Annotated in this window: 16 protein-coding genes; 8 read left to right on the forward strand and 8 right to left on the reverse strand. The window is 42.1% G+C overall.

Annotation, left to right across the window (positions count from 1 at the left end):
- The first annotated feature begins 44 nt into the window (after nt 1–44).
- From minC to FTT92_RS11775, 4 genes are all read left to right on the forward strand, one after another.
- A complete protein-coding gene (minC, locus tag FTT92_RS11760; protein WP_078193110.1) occupies nt 45–764 on the forward strand; it encodes a septum site-determining protein MinC in 720 nt (239 codons plus the stop codon).
- Between the two features lie 65 nt (nt 765–829).
- Nucleotides 830–1,642 (forward strand): septum site-determining protein MinD, encoded by an 813-nt coding sequence (minD, locus tag FTT92_RS11765; protein ID WP_067670152.1) that lies wholly within the window; start codon nt 830–832, stop codon nt 1,640–1,642.
- 2 nt (nt 1,643–1,644) lie between these two features.
- The gene (minE, locus tag FTT92_RS11770) at nt 1,645–1,917 is read left to right on the forward strand and encodes a cell division topological specificity factor MinE (protein ID WP_078190039.1); all 273 of its coding nucleotides are present in this window, start codon (nt 1,645–1,647) and stop codon (nt 1,915–1,917) included.
- Between the two features lie 286 nt (nt 1,918–2,203).
- A complete protein-coding gene (locus FTT92_RS11775) occupies nt 2,204–2,491 on the forward strand; it encodes a PA4642 family protein (RefSeq protein ID WP_067766167.1) in 288 nt (95 codons plus the stop codon).
- A gap of 83 nt (nt 2,492–2,574) precedes the next feature.
- On the opposite strand, the gene FTT92_RS11780 is transcribed toward FTT92_RS11775, so the two are convergent.
- On the reverse strand, nt 2,575–3,477 hold the full coding sequence (locus tag FTT92_RS11780) for an AEC family transporter (protein WP_180172202.1): 903 nt from the start codon (nt 3,475–3,477) through the stop codon (nt 2,575–2,577).
- 104 nt (nt 3,478–3,581) lie between these two features.
- Between FTT92_RS11780 and FTT92_RS11785 the strand changes: the two genes are divergently transcribed.
- Entirely contained in the window at nt 3,582–4,478 is an 897-nt protein-coding gene (locus FTT92_RS11785; protein WP_180172242.1) for a LysR family transcriptional regulator, read from the forward strand.
- A gap of 41 nt (nt 4,479–4,519) precedes the next feature.
- On the opposite strand, the gene FTT92_RS11790 is transcribed toward FTT92_RS11785, so the two are convergent.
- Entirely contained in the window at nt 4,520–7,633 is a 3,114-nt protein-coding gene (locus FTT92_RS11790) for a DNA translocase FtsK 4TM domain-containing protein (RefSeq protein WP_180172203.1), read from the reverse strand.
- 253 nt (nt 7,634–7,886) lie between these two features.
- On the opposite strand from FTT92_RS11790, the gene trxB reads away from it, so the two are divergent.
- The 3 genes from trxB to FTT92_RS11805 all read left to right on the forward strand — a co-directional run bounded on the left by trxB (nt 7,887) and on the right by FTT92_RS11805 (nt 10,520).
- Nucleotides 7,887–8,840 carry a thioredoxin-disulfide reductase gene (trxB, locus tag FTT92_RS11795; protein ID WP_111885274.1) on the forward strand — a complete coding sequence of 318 codons (954 nt, stop codon included), beginning with the start codon at nt 7,887–7,889 and terminating at the stop codon, nt 8,838–8,840.
- A 111-nt stretch (nt 8,841–8,951) separates the two neighbouring features.
- Nucleotides 8,952–9,683 carry a leucyl/phenylalanyl-tRNA--protein transferase gene (aat, locus tag FTT92_RS11800; protein ID WP_180010019.1) on the forward strand — a complete coding sequence of 244 codons (732 nt, stop codon included), beginning with the start codon at nt 8,952–8,954 and terminating at the stop codon, nt 9,681–9,683.
- 21 nt (nt 9,684–9,704) lie between these two features.
- A complete protein-coding gene (locus FTT92_RS11805; protein ID WP_111885276.1) occupies nt 9,705–10,520 on the forward strand; it encodes an arginyltransferase in 816 nt (271 codons plus the stop codon).
- 85 nt (nt 10,521–10,605) lie between these two features.
- On the opposite strand, the gene rimI is transcribed toward FTT92_RS11805, so the two are convergent.
- The 6 genes from rimI to rpsL form a co-directional block, all read right to left on the reverse strand.
- Entirely contained in the window at nt 10,606–11,064 is a 459-nt protein-coding gene (gene rimI / locus FTT92_RS11810) for a ribosomal protein S18-alanine N-acetyltransferase (RefSeq protein ID WP_180172204.1), read from the reverse strand.
- Between the two features lie 117 nt (nt 11,065–11,181).
- Nucleotides 11,182–12,063, reverse strand: a complete 882-nt coding sequence (locus tag FTT92_RS11815; protein ID WP_078193116.1) for a metal-dependent hydrolase — start codon at nt 12,061–12,063, stop codon at nt 11,182–11,184.
- Nucleotides 12,064–12,279: 216 nt separating this feature from the next.
- Nucleotides 12,280–13,470, reverse strand: a complete 1,191-nt coding sequence (gene tuf / locus FTT92_RS11820) for an elongation factor Tu (RefSeq protein ID WP_180077405.1) — start codon at nt 13,468–13,470, stop codon at nt 12,280–12,282.
- A gap of 93 nt (nt 13,471–13,563) precedes the next feature.
- Nucleotides 13,564–15,699, reverse strand: coding sequence for an elongation factor G (gene fusA, locus FTT92_RS11825; RefSeq protein ID WP_111885035.1), 2,136 nt, complete (start codon nt 15,697–15,699; stop codon nt 13,564–13,566).
- Nucleotides 15,700–15,830: 131 nt separating this feature from the next.
- Entirely contained in the window at nt 15,831–16,301 is a 471-nt protein-coding gene (gene rpsG / locus FTT92_RS11830) for a 30S ribosomal protein S7 (protein WP_005011815.1), read from the reverse strand.
- A gap of 178 nt (nt 16,302–16,479) precedes the next feature.
- Nucleotides 16,480–16,854, reverse strand: coding sequence for a 30S ribosomal protein S12 (rpsL, locus tag FTT92_RS11835; RefSeq protein ID WP_000246374.1), 375 nt, complete (start codon nt 16,852–16,854; stop codon nt 16,480–16,482).
- Nucleotides 16,855–16,947: the final 93 nt, after the last annotated feature.

Genomic DNA, 16,947 nt, shown 5'->3' on the forward strand with positions numbered 1-16,947 from the left:
TACTTCGGCACAAAAGTAATAGTTAGAAGTCTCAAGGATTCAATATGGCTGATATACGGATAAAAGGCAAAATGGTCAATGCGATTCGCATTCACCTCGATACCAATGATCATGATGCGATCCGCCAGCAACTTACTCCAATGTTCCAAAAGGCTTTTCCACCCGGAACATTAGCCGTGATTGAAAGTACGGTTGATCAAGAACTAATTGCACTGATTCAACTACTTATTAGTATTGAAATTCAACCGATTGGTGTCACTGAAGGTCCGCTATCGGACCAAGCACGTGCTATCCAATTTCCCGTAGTTCCTGCAGATCGCAAACTACAACAAGTTAAACCGACACGCGAACAAGTGGTTGAAGAACCCGCGCCTGCAGAAGAAAAAACCGAAGATAAAATTGCTGCAGTCGAAGTACCGACCATTCGTCATGCTACGTCGTATCACAATGAAATCTTACGTACAGGTCAATGTTTAGTCCAAGACCATGGCGATATCATTATTAATGCTGGGATTAATAGTGGTTCAGAAGTAATTGCTTCAGGAAATATACATATTTATGGTAGTGCTCGTGGTAGAGTCATTGCCGGAGCTGGTGGGAACACGGCTGCACGTATTTTCTGCCATTCATTAGAAGCTGAATTGGTTTCAATAGCAGGGACTTACTGTGTCGCTGATGATATTCCACCTCATGTGGTCAAACAGCCAGTACATATTTATTTGAATGACCAGCAAGAGCTAGTATTTGAAGCTTTGCAATTTTAATGTATAAATAATCACCAAACCCCTAATTAAAAAAGGGGATTTAAACCATAACAGGAGTGGATTCGGTGGCGAAAATTGTTGTCGTAACATCAGGTAAAGGTGGCGTAGGTAAAACAACTACAAGCGCATCTTTTGCAACAGGTTTAGCCCTTCGCGGCCACAAAACTGTTGTGATCGACTTTGATGTGGGTTTACGTAACCTTGACTTGATCATGGGCTGTGAACGCCGCGTTGTATATGACTTTGTAAACGTTTTGAATAACGAAGCTCGATTACAACAAGCGCTTATTCGCGATAAAGATATTGAAAATCTCTACATTCTGCCAGCATCTCAAACACGTGATAAAGACGCGTTAACAGATGAAGGTGTAGCTCGTGTAATGGACGAACTTTCTCAAGAGTTTGATTACATTATTTGTGACTCACCTGCGGGTATCGAACGTGGTGCAATTTTAGCAATGTATCATGCTGATGAAGCGATCATTGTGACGAACCCAGAAATTTCTTCGGTACGTGACTCTGACCGTATTATTGGTATGCTCGACAGCAAAACCAAAAAAGTAGAACAAAACGAAGGTCGTATCCGTAAGCATCTCTGTATTACACGTTTCAATCCAGAACGTGCGGATAAGCAAGAGATGTTGACGATTGATGACATTTCAAAAGATATATTACGCGTACCGACTTTAGGTGTTATTCCTGAATGTAAAAGCGTTCTACAAGCATCAAACGAAGGTAAACCAGTGATTCTCTTTACAGAAGAAGCGGCTGGCCAAGCGTATGATGATCTTGTTGCACGTTTCCTTGGTGAAGAGCGCCCTTACCGTCATATTACGGTAAAACCTAAGGGTTGGTTAGCACGTCTATTTGGAGCGTAATCATGGCAGGATTCTGGAGCAAACTTTTTAGCAGCGACGAGAAACCGTCAAGCGCACAAACGGCAAAAGACCGTTTAAAAGTCATCGTGGCATCTGAAAATGGTTTAGGTAAACGCCTCAGCCAAGATAAGATTGACATGATGAAAAAAGAAATCATGCAAGTGGTAAACCGCTATGTTCGTGGTGTAGATGAGCAACATATTCAAATGTCTGTTCGTTCTGAAGCGAATATTGAAATGCTTGAAATGAATATCAATTTGCCTGAAGAACGTTAATCTGAATTCTGATTAGCCAAGTAAATTGAATCAAGGCAAAATGTGAGGCTGGATCAGTAAAGCGCTGCTTTACCCAGCCGCAAGATGAGAAGCTTTGCTTCGAGTGGGCTGGATTAGTTTTATTCCTGTGTTAGATCAAAAGCTTTGCTTCGAGTAAACGGGATAAAAAAATAACTTTAGATCCAACCATAAAATGAGTCGCTTAACTTAGAGATGGCGAATAAAACCATTTTACTTGCGTACTCATTTTTGCCTTTTTGTATTTTAAACCAGCAAGGAGATTGCGATGGCATTATCTCAGCCAGCAACGTTCAACGAAGAATGGTCAGATGAGCGTGTTTTTGCCTACCTTACTCAGCTTCCTCCTGAAGGAGTGAATGGCGACTTTCACGTGCTTTACCATGCTTTCAAACATATGCGTCCAAATGACTATGAGCGTCTTTTGACTCAATTCGTTGCCGATGGCCGTGATGTGAACGCAACTAATCCTGAAGGTCAGCGTATTCATGACGTGATTGCTCAATACCCACGTCAAAGCGCAGGTTTCCTCGAAGTATTGGCAAAATTTGCTTAATTTCGAGTACCGAAAAAAAAAGCCCGCATGATGTGGGCTTTTTTTATCTTATTTAAAATCAGCGTGATAGTATTTCAGCATGATTAATGCACGATCAACATGAGCAATGGAAACATCAAGCCAAAACCAATGGTTTGTACACTAATAATGGCCGCCATCAGTTGTGAATCACCTTGATAATAGCGTGTCAAAATATAAGACGATGATGCAGTTGGCAAAGCAAAAAAGACCACTAAAATCATTCGCTCAAAATCAGTCAGACCCATCCAAGTACTCAATAGATAAGCAATACATGGCATTAACATGAGACGCCCTATCGTATTGAAACTTAAACGACGTAGATCGGCACGCATTTGCTGAAACTGTAATGCTGCCCCAACAGAAAGTAGTCCGAGCGGTAAACTCATGGCTGCCAATATTTTTAATAATTCAGGTAAGCCTTTAAATAGACTCAAGCCTGATAAATTAAACAACACCCCTACAACACAGCCTAAAATTAAGGGATTTTTTGCGATTGACTGACAGGTCTGCCTCAATTGCTTCACACTTAAATTTGAGAAGGCCAATACTGAAATAATATTGACTAAGGGCACTGCAACGGCAATTAACATGGCAAACATCTGCATGCCTGTGGAGCCAAATAAAGCGCCCATAAGGGATAAACCAATATAGGTATTAAAACGGATATGACTTTGGATATACACGCCAAAACGCTGCACGGGGATATGCATAAACTGCTTGATCCCCCACAACACAATGCTGATCAAACAGGTGCCCGCAACCAGTACTGTCAACATTCGTGAAACCGTGTTCATATCCAATTGCACGGCTGATACATTCAAAAAAAGCAGCACAGGAAATAAAACGTAGTAATTGAGTTTTTCTGAATTTGCCCAAAATTCATCCTGAACAAACTGTGTGTATTTAAGCACATAGCCCATTACGATTAATGTAACGAGGGGAAACAATGCGACGACGATATTCATGCTGTACGCCTTGAAATAAACAAGCTATTTCATCTTTAACCATTTATGTAGCACAATATAATCCTCATCTAGACTCATAACAAAATGAGTAATTACTCATGGCAATGACATTTTCTCAGCTTGAAATTTTTATTAAAGTCGCAGAACAACAAAGCTTTACTCTCGCTGCTCGGCAGCTGGGAATTACTCAGTCAGCTGTCTCGCATGCCTTAAAAAGTTTAGAGCAACATTGGAATGTCAGCTTATTTAGCCGTGAACAAGGCGAAATTAGCCTGACCCACATTGGTCAGCAGTTATTGCTGCATGCCAAAGAAATCATCAATACGGCACAAATCATGCAACAAGAAGTGCATGCCGCACATGGTATTCAACAAGGAACGCTGAGAATTGGCTCTTTTGGTTCTTCTAGTTCGATTCATCTGCTTCCAGAGCTATTAAAGGCATATAGAGAGCGCTATCCACACATTGAAATCTATGTCGAAGAAGGTACCGATGCAGAAGTGTCTCGTTGGATTTCTGAACGTCAGATTGATGTTGGTTTTGCCGTACTCCCCAAGCCGCAGCTGTTCACCTTCCCCTTAATTCAAGACATTTTCATTGCCTTGATTCCAGATAGTTATTCAGTTTCCAAACACAGTCATTTAAATATCCAAGACCTACAAAACTACCCCTTTATTATGACCCGTGCAGGCAGCCAGTCCCATGTCGAAAAATTGCTTAAACAACACTACATACAACCTAAAATTACCTATCAAATGTCGCAACTGTTAACCATTTTAAACATGGTGAATTTACAGGAAGGGATTGCTATCGTTGCGGATATGGCTATGCCTGCTGAGCTGTTGGCGCTACATCCACATGTGGTTAAACGTCCACTCTTTCCAAATACCCAACGGCAGATTGGACTCGCCGTAAAAAATCAAAAACTCATGAGCCCTGCCTGCAAAGCCTTTATCGAACTGGCCCAGTCCATGTTCTACCAAGATGAGTTCTCAATCTAAAAATAAAAAAACCTGCCGAAGCAGGTTTTTTGTTTTAGAACTTAGACCAAGATATCTCGTTTACCATTTGGCCCCATACTACTTACGATACCATTTTCTTCCATTTGGTCGATGATACGTGCAGCACGGTTATAACCGAGGCTAAATTTACGTTGCAGCGAAGAAGTAGAAGCTTTACGAGTTTCCAAAACGAAACTAACACATTGATCATACAGCGCATCACGGTCTGATCCACCATCACCATCTTCAAAACCGCGAGATGTCGGCTCTTCATCATAAGGCGTTAGGATTTCATCGACATAATTCGGTTCACCGCGCTCACGCCATGCATCACAAATACGGTTCACTTCATCGTCTGAAATAAACGCGCCATGTACTCGTTCAGGCTCAATTTTACCCGGTCCGAGGAACAACATATCACCATGACCCAGTAAGTCTTCCGCACCACCAGCATCTAAGATAGTACGTGAATCCAGTTTACTGTTAACACGTAGCGCAGCACGCGTTGGAATATTGGCTTTGATCAAACCTGTGACCACATCTACGGTTGGACGCTGCGTCGCCAACAGCAAATGAATCCCTGCTGCACGTGATTTTTGTGCAAGACGGGTAATCATTTCTTCTGCTTTTTTACCCACTTGCATGATCATGTCAGCAAATTCGTCGGCAACAATTACGATCAACGGCATCGGCTGTAAACGTGGCGCACGACTTTGCGTTGCAGAGTCATCTGGCTTCCAAGTTGGATCAATGAGATCTTCACCATTGGCCATTGCTTCTTCAATTTTGCGGTTAAAGTCAGTCAGCTTACGCACTTTCATCAAAGACATCAGCTTATAACGGCGCTCCATTTCATTCACACACCAGTTCAATGCACTCACCGCATCTTTCATGTCGGTTACAACAGGCGTTAACAAATGTGGAATATCGTTATAGTTGGCAAGTTCCAACTGTTTCGGGTCAATCATGATGAGACGCAGTTGCTCAGGTGTATACTTCAATAACATCGACAACAACATGGCATTTACTGCGACTGACTTACCAGAACCCGTAGTACCTGCCACCAACATATGCGGTGCTTTCGCCAAATCTGCCAAGACAGGATTGCCGGAAATGTCTTTACCCATCGCCATACTAAGTAAGGCATTTGGATCACGGTATGCCGGCGTTTCTAACAGCTCAATAAGTCGAACCATTTCACGTGAACTATTCGGAACTTCAATCCCGATATAGGGTTTACCTGGAATCACTTCCACCACACGTACAGAGGCCATAGACATTGAACGCGCCAAGTCACGTGAAATATTGGTCACTTTTGACGCTTTTACACCGGGTGCCAAGTCTAGTTCAAAACGTGTCACGACAGGGCCCGGCTGTGCCTCTACAACTTTAGCTTTGACATTAAACTCTTGCAGCTTAATTTCTAACAGTTCAGACAAACGAGACAATTGCTCTGCAGTGAAATTAACTTTCTTATTCGGATCTACAGGATCTAATATTTCCAATCCCGGCAAAGTCGGTAAATCCAAACGTTTTTGTGCCACTTGCATCGCACGAGACATTGGACGACCAGAGGCATCGGTTAAAGGCGCATCAAAGTCAAAATCATCTTCGAGATCTAAACCAATGTCTTCAGGTTTACCCGCCGTTTCTTGCCACACTTCACGGAATGCATCTTTATTCGAGCTGATTAAGGCTTTTTCATCATCAGATACAAAAGTCTGCGGCTGTGTATTGATTTCAGCACGAACCAAAGGCGTAGATTGCGCATAACTACTGGTTGTACGAACCGGTTGTGACTGTTCAATTGCTTGCTCTGCTTCTTCAACCAGCAAATCATCGAGATCATTAAATTCAGCTTCAGCACTGATATTTTTCGGTGTGGTGAGCGTTGTCGTTTGTGCAGCTGCCACACCTAATCCTACAACAGTTGCAGCAGTAGCTGTTGCAAAATCATTTGAATGCGTTGCAGGACTTTCACTTTGTGCTGTATTAAATGGGCTATGCACATCAGTCGCTGTTTTACCATTTGGAACAGCGGCTAACAGCTCATCGAAGATCTCATCATCATCCCAATCCACTGATTTTTTAGCAGGTTGCAACGCTTCTGTCGGAGAAGTCGAATGCACATCCGCTGCTTTGTTGAAATATTCAGTTTGATTGGCAGGCTGCTCTTCTTCTGCAGCTTTCAGTAAAGCATCAATATCTTGTTTGTGCCGTTGGTCATCATTTGAATGCAAGGCACGCCAAACCTCTCCCGTCGCAACAACACGTTGTTGATCTTGCTCAAGCTGACGCACTTTCGCCAAAGTATGTTCAAAATCTTCATCGGATGGTGTAGCAGTCTCCATCGAATCTACCGTAGATAAATGCTGTACATTGCCTTCTTTGTCTGCCCATTCTTTATCAGCAATATCATCAAATAAACGCTCAGCAACACGATCGCGTACTACAGGGTCAACCTCTACAGCATGATGCTCATGGGCGGGTGTAACTGGTGCAACCACTTTTGATGCATGCGCAGCAGCACTCTCTTTTTTAGTCGTTGGTACTGTACGGTCAAATGCGGTGTCGCCTTCAGGCACATTGCGATAGAACAAATCTTGCAGATAAGCCGGTGTGGACTTCATGGTTGCCCACGTCTTATTCCACTTGATACCAAAGACCAAAGTGAACAACATGATCCAAAATGCAATGAGAAATACTGCTGCACCATAGACCGTTAAAATTTGTTCAAGACTTTGACCCAGTTCATAACCAATAATCCCGCCCGATGCATTTTCTAAAGTATCTTCGGGAACATTCCAAAACAGGAAAAGTAAACTTGAAGTTGCCAACAAAATAAAGAACTGAGCGGCATAGCGAAATGGACGGTTTAGAAAACTACGCGGCCACCATACTTGAATTGCTTCGAGAAATAAATAGACAGGTATCAGCAGACTTGCCCAACCTAAAAATCCATAGAGTAAGTCAGCTATCCATGCGCCTGCGACGCCGCTGGCATTTGAAACTTGCTGAGTATCACTGGATAAATGCATCCATCCCGGATCAAATGGCGTATATGTGACTGTTGCAAGGAACAGATATATCCCAAATGAAACAAGGAATAATGTCATTATTAAGCGCTGTGCATATGCACCCGACACCGCTGTCATATACGTTCCTGTAACCAATTCTTCATGAATGTTTTTGTCATTACCCACAACAAAAATGGGCTGAATCTAAACCTGTTATTATGCACCTGTTCAATAAAAAAGATGCAAGATAATTTAAGTATAGTTGTTAACTTTATTCTATATAGCTCAAAACGATTTCGATGATCAATAATATCGACTTTAATCTCACACAATCGTTTCAAACTTTGACGTATAATTCCACAAATTATCATATAAAAAAAGGATTCTACGGATGAGCGCTCGTCACTCACGTCTAATTATTTTAGGTTCTGGTCCTGCAGGTTATAGCGCTGCGGTATACGCTGCCCGTGCGAACCTGAAACCGACACTCATCGCAGGTATTCAATTAGGCGGTCAATTGACTACAACGACAGAAGTAGACAACTGGCCAGGTGGTGCAGAAGGTTTAACAGGCCCTGCCCTAATGGAACAAATGCAAGCGCATGCTGAACGTTTTGGCACAGAAATAGTGTATGACCATATTAACGAAGTTGACCTCAATGTTCGTCCATTCGTACTTAAAGGCGATATGGAAGAGTTCACTTGTGATGCATTGATTATTTGTACAGGTGCAACTGCGCAATACTTAGGTCTTGAATCTGAAGCTGCATTTATGGGTCAAGGTGTAAGTGCTTGCGCAACTTGTGATGGTTTCTTCTACAAAAACCAAAAAGTAATGGTTGTCGGGGGCGGTAATACTGCTGTGGAAGAAGCGCTTTATCTTTCAAACATTGCTTCTCATGTCACTCTTGTACACCGTCGCGACACTTTACGATCAGAGAAAATTCTGCAAGATCATCTTTTTGCAAAAGAAAAAGAAGGTAAAATCAGCATCATCTGGAATCACCAAGTGGATGAAGTGATTGGTGATACGACGGGTGTGACTTCTGTACGTATTAAATCTACGCAAGATGATTCAACTCAAAATGTTGATGTCACTGGTATGTTTGTGGCTATTGGTCACAAACCAAACAGCGGTATTTTTGAAGGCCAATTAAACTTACGTGACGGCTACATCCAAGTTCAAAGTGGCACCGCAGGTAACGCAACACAAACGTCTATTCCCGGTGTATTTGCTGCGGGTGATATTGCCGATAGTATCTACCGTCAAGCGATTACTTCTGCAGGTTCAGGCTGTATGGCTGCACTCGATGCTGAAAAATACCTTGATGCACTCGGCGAATAATCTTTTGCTTCATTCATTTGCTTAGCTAAATAGTTTTAAAAAATTAGCCGACCTGATGGTCGGCTTTTTTATGTATGATAAATATCCGTGTACCTCAATAAGAAGCTTGGCATGCCGATACTCCCTCCTTCTGAATTTACTTTCCCCGATCCTGTTGAATGCGATCCCGAAGGTGAAGGCTTAATTTGCATCGGTGCTGACCTCTCCCCTTCCACACTGTTTGAAGCCTATAGTCACGGTCTTTTCCCATGGTTCAGTGAAGGTGATCCGATTTGTTGGTGGTGTCCTGAACCCCGCTGCATTATTCGACCGCAGGACTATCATCCGAGCAAATCGTTATTACGCAGCATGAAAAAAATGGACTATAAGATCACCATTAATCGTGCGTTTGAAACTGTGATTCTCTCATGTTCACTGCCACGTAGTTATGCCAATGAAACATGGATTTCAGAAGATATCATTCAGGGATATTCTGCGCTATTTGAAGCAGGCTATGCTTATAGCATTGAAGTTTGGGAAAATGAGACTGTTGTCGGAGGCCTCTATGGCGTCAATATTGGCCATGGCTGCTTTGGTGAGTCTATGTTCAGTACACGAACAGATGTCTCTAAAATGGCGTTTTACACCTTAATGCTCATCGGGCAAGAGAATCAGCTCCCATGGATCGATTGCCAATTGGTCAACGATCACCTCTTAAGCTTAGGTGCGAGTACACTTTCTCGCCAACAATACCTTAATTCGTTACAAGATGTTGTGAAACAACCCTCTATCGATTGGAAAAAGTATCAGGACAGTGTATTTTCAAGTAAAACAATAGCGCAATGGGCAAGTCTCAGCGCATGACAATAAAAGAGGGATATTACGATGAATTCCTATCAACCGAAGTCCCTGTTGAACGAATTACAGTACTACATCACGCCTCCGCATGATTGTAGCTACTTAGAAAATAAATCTGCCCGGATGGTCTTTCTTGATCCTGTCCATCGTATTGATGTGGTCACGTTATCTGAACTTTCCCGCATGGGTTTTCGTCGTAGTGGGGATTTTGTCTACCGCCCTGAATGTCATCTTTGTCGTCAATGTCTATCCTCTCGCGTTCCTGTTCATGAATTTCAAATGAACAGCGTGCAAAAAAAAGCGTGGAAACGGAATCAAGATTTAACGGTGAAAATTTGCCGTCCTCAAGATGCCGATGCAATGCATTATGCCTTGTATGAACGCTACATCAATGAACGACATGCTGATGGTGATATGTACCCACCTAGCCAAGATCAATTTGAAAAATTTTTAATTAATAGCTGCACTGACAGTTTCTTTTTAGAGCTATGGTTGGATGAGCAACTGATCAGTGTATCTACCTGTGATCCACTTGATGATGGTATTTCAGCGGTATATACCTTTTTTGATCCTGATGAAAGCCGTCGCTCACTAGGTACTTTTGCCATTCTGAAACAAATTGAGCATGCACAAAAGCTTGGACTGCAATATGTCTACTTGGGCTATTGGGTACCCGATTCGCAAAAAATGAATTATAAATCTCAGTACATTCCACTGGAACTTCTGCTTGATGGACAATGGCGTCGACTCAATCGACCACTGACCCAAGAAGAAATTAGCCAACTGGGGGATTCCCTGATGACCACCTTACCTTCCGGCTGGAACAATCCTATTATTAAATAAAAGTAATCAAACAAAAGATATTCAATAAAAAAGCATCCGTTTATTCACGAATGCTTTCTTTAAATCTGATTACGCTTCACCGCTTTTATTTAAATAAAGCTGCAAAATCATCAATACAAGCCTTCACCATAATAATGGCATGTTCTCGTGTTCCATCGGCATTTGGATAATAATTCTTTCGCAAATCGATTTGGTGAAAATCCGCTTTTTCATATAAACGGATCGCTGGTTGATTACCTTCTCGCACTTCTAAGAAGATTTGAATGGGGTTATTTTTGAGTAAGGCAATAGATTCATCAAGCAATTGAAAACCTAATCCTTTGCCTTGCTGGCTCGGATCGATCGCCATTAACAATAAATTTGCTTCATCTAAAACGGGTTGTAAAATGCAAAAACCTACAACTTTTCCTTGTCGCTCAATCACCGTACTTTGATAGGCAGCAATCGATTCTTGAAATTGTTTTATGGTCCAAGGATGGCTTTGTACGCGGCGCTCGATATCGTAAACCTGCTGGACATCAGCGTCTTGCATCAAACGAATCATCTTCGTTTATCTTTCTATAGCTAGGGTATGAGCATTATAAAAAGTTTGTCTATAAAGTTGAATAAAAAAAAGAGCGATTTACATCGCCCTTCTGAAAAAGTCACCACAGCGCTGTGATTAGAGACCCAAATATGCTTTCCACGTTTTTAACAAACCAGAAGTATCTAAATCATTCGGGTGAAAACCTGGTTTAAAATACATCAGCATTTCTTTACCCATACCAGTGATGATGCCTTTTGAAGGGCTATAACCATAGGTATAAATATCTTTTAATGCTTCAAAATTAAGCTTGTTATCTTCTTTTAATAAACGAGCGACAAAATAACTTTGTACGAAGAATAATGTCACCATTGCGCCAATCAATGAACCTGTACGGAGTGCGTAGGCCTTTATTCCCTGACCAAAGACACCTTCAAATACATCATAAGCTACGGCTTTATGCTCATTTTCTTCAATCGCATGCCATAACCACATATTTTTCATGGTTTCATCAGTCATTAAGGCTTGAATATGTGGGTTTACCAATAACTGTGAAGCAATCGTTGCAGTGAAATGCTCAAGTGCCGTAGTTGCAGTAAGATCCACCATTTCTTGAGTAATACCAACAGGTTTACCAATACGTGCAAAGACTTTGCGCACACCTTGGATAACACGACCCGTTGCCTTATCAAGTGTTTCGACATCATGACCGTATTTTTGTGCAGAAGCATTAAAACCCTCATGCTCTTGCGTATGCATTGCTTCTTGACCAATGAAAGCACTAATTTCTTTTTGTAGGGCTTCATTATTTGCGATCGCGGGGTGTTTACGTACTGCACGCACACTATCAATAAAGAACATTTCACCCGCGGGAAATAAAGCAGACAATGCGGTCATAAAATGTGTCAAACCTGCTGAGCCATTCATCCAGTACTCTGGTACCGCATCAAAATCAAAATTCATGCGACGTACAGGGAAACTTGCACCTGCTCGATTAGTAATCTTTACTTTAGCGTTCATGCCTAACTCCTTTTTGAGTTATGAAATACTCAAACTTTTATTGGTTTTCTTGAGTTCATATTACGGTTTTATTGACACGTAATTATTTCAGTTAAGGACAGTGAATTATCACTAAAGGACAGCTTTAAAAAATATTGTCAGACAATTTCCCTATCACATTGAATAAGCATAAAAAAAAGCGCCTCAAAGAGGCGCTTTTTTACACACATTTAGTGATTATGCAGTTACTTTAGAAACTACACCCGCACCAACTGTACGACCACCTTCACGGATCGCAAAGCGTAAGCCAGCGTCCATTGCGATTGGGTGGATTAATTCTACTGACATTTCTACGTTGTCACCAGGCATAACCATTTCAACGCCTTCTTTAAGCGAGATCGCACCAGTTACGTCAGTTGTACGGAAGTAGAACTGTGGACGGTAACCGTTAAGGAATGGAGTATGACGGCCACCTTCGTCTTTAGAAAGTACGTATACTTCTGCGTCGAATTTAGTATGCGGTTTGATTGTACCTGGTTTAGCAAGTACTTGACCACGTTGAACGTCTTCACGTTTAGTACCACGTAGAAGAACACCACAGTTCTCGCCCGCACGACCTTCATCAAGAAGTTTACGGAACATTTCTACGCCAGTTACAGTTGTTTTAACTGTATCTTTAATACCAACGATTTCAACTTCTTCGCCTACTTTCACGATACCAGTTTCAACACGGCCAGTTACTACTGTACCACGACCTGAAATTGAGAATACGTCTTCGATTGGCATAAGGAATGCTTGGTCGATAGCACGTTCTGGTTCTGGGATGTAAGAGTCAAGAGCTTCAACAAGAGCAACTACAGCATCTTCGCCGTATTGACCAGCTTCACCATTAAGCGCTGCAAGAGCAGAACCACGGATTACTGGAGTGTCGTCGCCTGGGAAGTCATAAGTAGAAAGAAGTTCACGAACTTCCATTTCTACTAGTTCAATTAGCTCTTCATCATCAACGATGTCACATTTGTTCAAGAACACAACGATGTAAGGTACACCTACCTGACGAGAAAGCAGGATGTGTTCACGAGTTTGTGGCATAGGACCATCAGTCGCTGAACAAACCAGGATCGCACCGTCCATCTGAGCCGCACCAGTGATCATGTTTTTAACATAATCGGCGTGACCTGGACAGTCTACGTGAGCGTAGTGACGGATTGGAGAATCGTATTCTACGTGTGAAGTATTAATTGTAATACCACGTGCTTTTTCTTCTGGTGCAGAGTCGATTGCAGCGTAATCTTTCGCTTCACCACCGAATTTTTTCGCACATACAGTTGCAATTGCAGCTGTTAAAGTAGTTTTACCGTGGTCGACGTGACCAATTGTACCCACGTTAACGTGTGGCTTATTACGTTCGAACTTAGCCTTAGCCATGAGATCTTCCTTTTTAAACTACTCATGCAGGGATACTGCATGAGCATTTGGTTTTTAACTATGAATTAGTTTGGGCTTATAGTAATCGAAAGATTACTCGTCGTCACCTTTTTTACCGCCAGATTGGAACTTAGCGATGATGCCTTCGGCCACGTTACGTGGTGTTTCAGCGTATTTAGCGAATTCCATAGAATAAGTCGCACGACCTTGAGACATAGAACGCATATGTGTTGCGTAACCAAACATCTCAGAAAGTGGAACTTCTGCACGGATAGCTTTAGTACCACCAGGTAAATCGTCCATACCTTGAACAAGACCACGACGACGGTTTAAGTCACCCATGATATCGCCCATGTAGTCTTCTGGAGTTTCTACTTCAACTTTCATGATAGGCTCAAGAAGAACAGGATCTGCTTTCATGAAACCGTCACGGAATGCGTAAGAACCAGCCATTTTGAACGATAATTCGTCAGAGTCGACGTCATGGTAAGAACCATCGAACAATGTCGCTTTGATGCCAACAACTGGATAACCAGCTAGGACACCATTCTTCATACGTTCTTGGATACCTTTGTCAACCGCACCGAAGAATTCTTTAGGTACTACACCACCAACAACTTCTTCAGCGAACTCGTAGTCTTTACCAGCATCTTCAGCAAGTGGTTCTAAACGTACGTATACGTGACCAAACTTACCTTTACCACCAGTTTGACGTACGAACTTACCTTCTTGTTCAACTGACTTTTTAATAGTTTCACGATACGCAACCATTGGTTTACCAATGTTCGCTTCAACGTTGAATTCACGCTTCATACGGTCAACAATAATGTCAAGGTGAAGCTCACCCATACCAGCAATAATTGTTTGACCAGATTCTTCGTCAGTACGTACGCGGAATGAAGGGTCTTCTTTCGCCAAACGACCTAAAGCAACTGACATTTTTTCTTGGTCTGCTTTAGTTTTAGGCTCAACCGCAAGCGCAATTACTGGCTCTGGGAATTCCATACGCTCTAGTGTAATTACATTATTTTCATCACATAATGTATCACCAGTAGTAGTATCTTTAAGACCTACACATGCTGCGATATCACCCGCACGAATTTCTTCAATATCGTGACGGTCATTTGCGTGCATCTGTACGATACGGCCAACACGTTCGCGCTTCATTTTAACTGGGTTATAGCAAGGGCTACCTGCTTTAAGCACACCAGAGTAAACACGTACGAATGTTAAGTTACCTACAAATTTGTCGTTCATGATTTTGAACGCAAGCGCAGAGAACGGAGCATCATCAGACGCTTCACGAGAACCTTCAGTTTCGTCTTTGTCGTCAAGGATACCTTTAATCGCCTCGACATCAGTCGGCGCAGGTAAGAATTCAATTACAGCATCCAACATACGTTGAACACCTTTGTTTTTGAACGCTGAACCACAAAGCATTGGTTGAATTTCATTCAACAATGTACGTGCACGTAAACCTGAAACGATTTCTTCTTTAGTTAACTCACCTTCTTCAAGGTACTTGTCCATGAGTTCTTCTGATGCTTCCGCAGCAGCTTCAACCATGTTAGTACGCCATTCGTTAGCAGTATCAACTAATTCAGCAGGGATTTCGCCATATTCAAACTTCATACCTTGAGACGCTTCGTCCCAGATAATCGCTTTCATTTCGATTAGGTCAACAACACCCTGGAAGTTTTCTTCTGCACCGATTGGAACAACGATTGGCACTGGATTACCACCAAGACGTGTTTTAACTTGTTCAACAGCACGGAAGAAGTTCGCACCAGTACGGTCCATTTTGTTCACGAATGCAATACGTGGAACTTTATATTTATTTGCTTGACGCCATACAGTTTCAGACTGAGGTTGTACACCACCTACAGCACAGTAAACCATGCATGCACCGTCAAGAACACGCATAGAACGTTCAACTTCAATAGTGAAGTCTACGTGTCCTGGGGTATCAATTACGTTAATACGGTGCTGTTCGAATTGGTTACCCATCCCTTTCCAGAAGCATGTTACTGCCGCTGAGGTAATAGTAATACCACGTTCTTGCTCTTGTTCCATCCAGTCTGTAGTTGCAGAACCTTCGTGAGTTTCACCAAGTTTGTGACTCTCACCTGTGTAGAACAAAATACGTTCTGAAGTGGTAGTTTTACCAGCATCAATGTGCGCAGAGATACCAATGTTACGATAACGAGAAATTGGGGTTTGACGAGCCATGATTTCTAGCATTCCTAAATTTTGTTGTTTAAAACAGGACGCTTTAAGCTGCATAGCAACTTAAAGCGATTCGATGACAAAACAGTGACAACTGATTTGTCACCCTCCTGAATAGGGGCTGTTTTATCCGCTTAGAAACGGTAATGAGAGAAGGCTTTGTTGGCTTCAGCCATACGATGCACATCTTCACGTTTTTTGATCGCTGCGCCTTTACCTTCAGCTGCATCAAGCAACTCACCAGCAAGACGTAAAGCCATAGTTTTTTCAGAACGCTTAGCAGCAGCATCTACTAACCAACGCATAGCCAAGGCAGTACGACGGGATGGGCGTACTTCCATAGGCACTTGGTATGTAGCACCACCAACACGGCGTGCTTTTACTTCGACCATAGGACGAACTTTTTCAAGAGTAGTCTCGAAAAATTCAACTGGGTCTACTTTAGATTTTTCTTGAACGCGGTCTAAAGCACCGTAAACGATACTTTCAGCAATAGATTTTTTACCATCTTGCATTACGTGGTTCATGAATTTAGCGATTGTTTGGCTGCTGAACTTAGGATCCGGAAGGATTTCACGGGCAGCAACTACGCGACGTCTTGGCATTTTAATACACCTAATAAATATGACACTTCAGGTTACTCCAGCAGGTGCACAAAGTGTCATGTGCTTTCGCTGGCCTTACTATACGTCGCTTGGAATTTTCACAAAAAATGCAGAAATCAGACAAGCGAGACGATAAAGGATTGCAGTTCTAACGAACTAAGAAGTTAATCTTTTCAGATTATTTCTTAGGACGTTTAGCACCGTATTTAGAACGAGACTGGTTACGATCTTTAACACCAGCACAGTCTAAAGAACCACGAACGGTATGGTAACGTACACCTGGTAAATCTTTAACACGACCACCACGGATAAGAACAACACTGTGCTCTTGTAGGTTATGGCCTTCACCACCGATGTAGCTAGAAACTTCAAAACCTGAAGTTAAGCGAACACGGCAAACTTTACGCATTGCTGAGTTAGGTTTTTTAGGTGTAGTTGTGTAAACACGTGTACAAACACCACGACGTTGTGGACAAGCCTTCAACGCAGGAACTTTAGATTTTTCAACTAAAGTTGTACGACCCTTACGGATCAACTGATTTGTTGTTGCCATTTGGCAATTCTCCCGTTAATAAAAAGCCCCAAAAAATACTACTTTTTGAGGGCATGCAATTGTAAGCGAAGACTTAAAATTGGTCAACAATAT

It is taken from the genome of Acinetobacter sp. YH12023 (genome assembly GCF_013420135.1).
Taxonomy (GTDB): Bacteria; Pseudomonadota; Gammaproteobacteria; order Pseudomonadales; family Moraxellaceae; genus Acinetobacter; species Acinetobacter amyesii.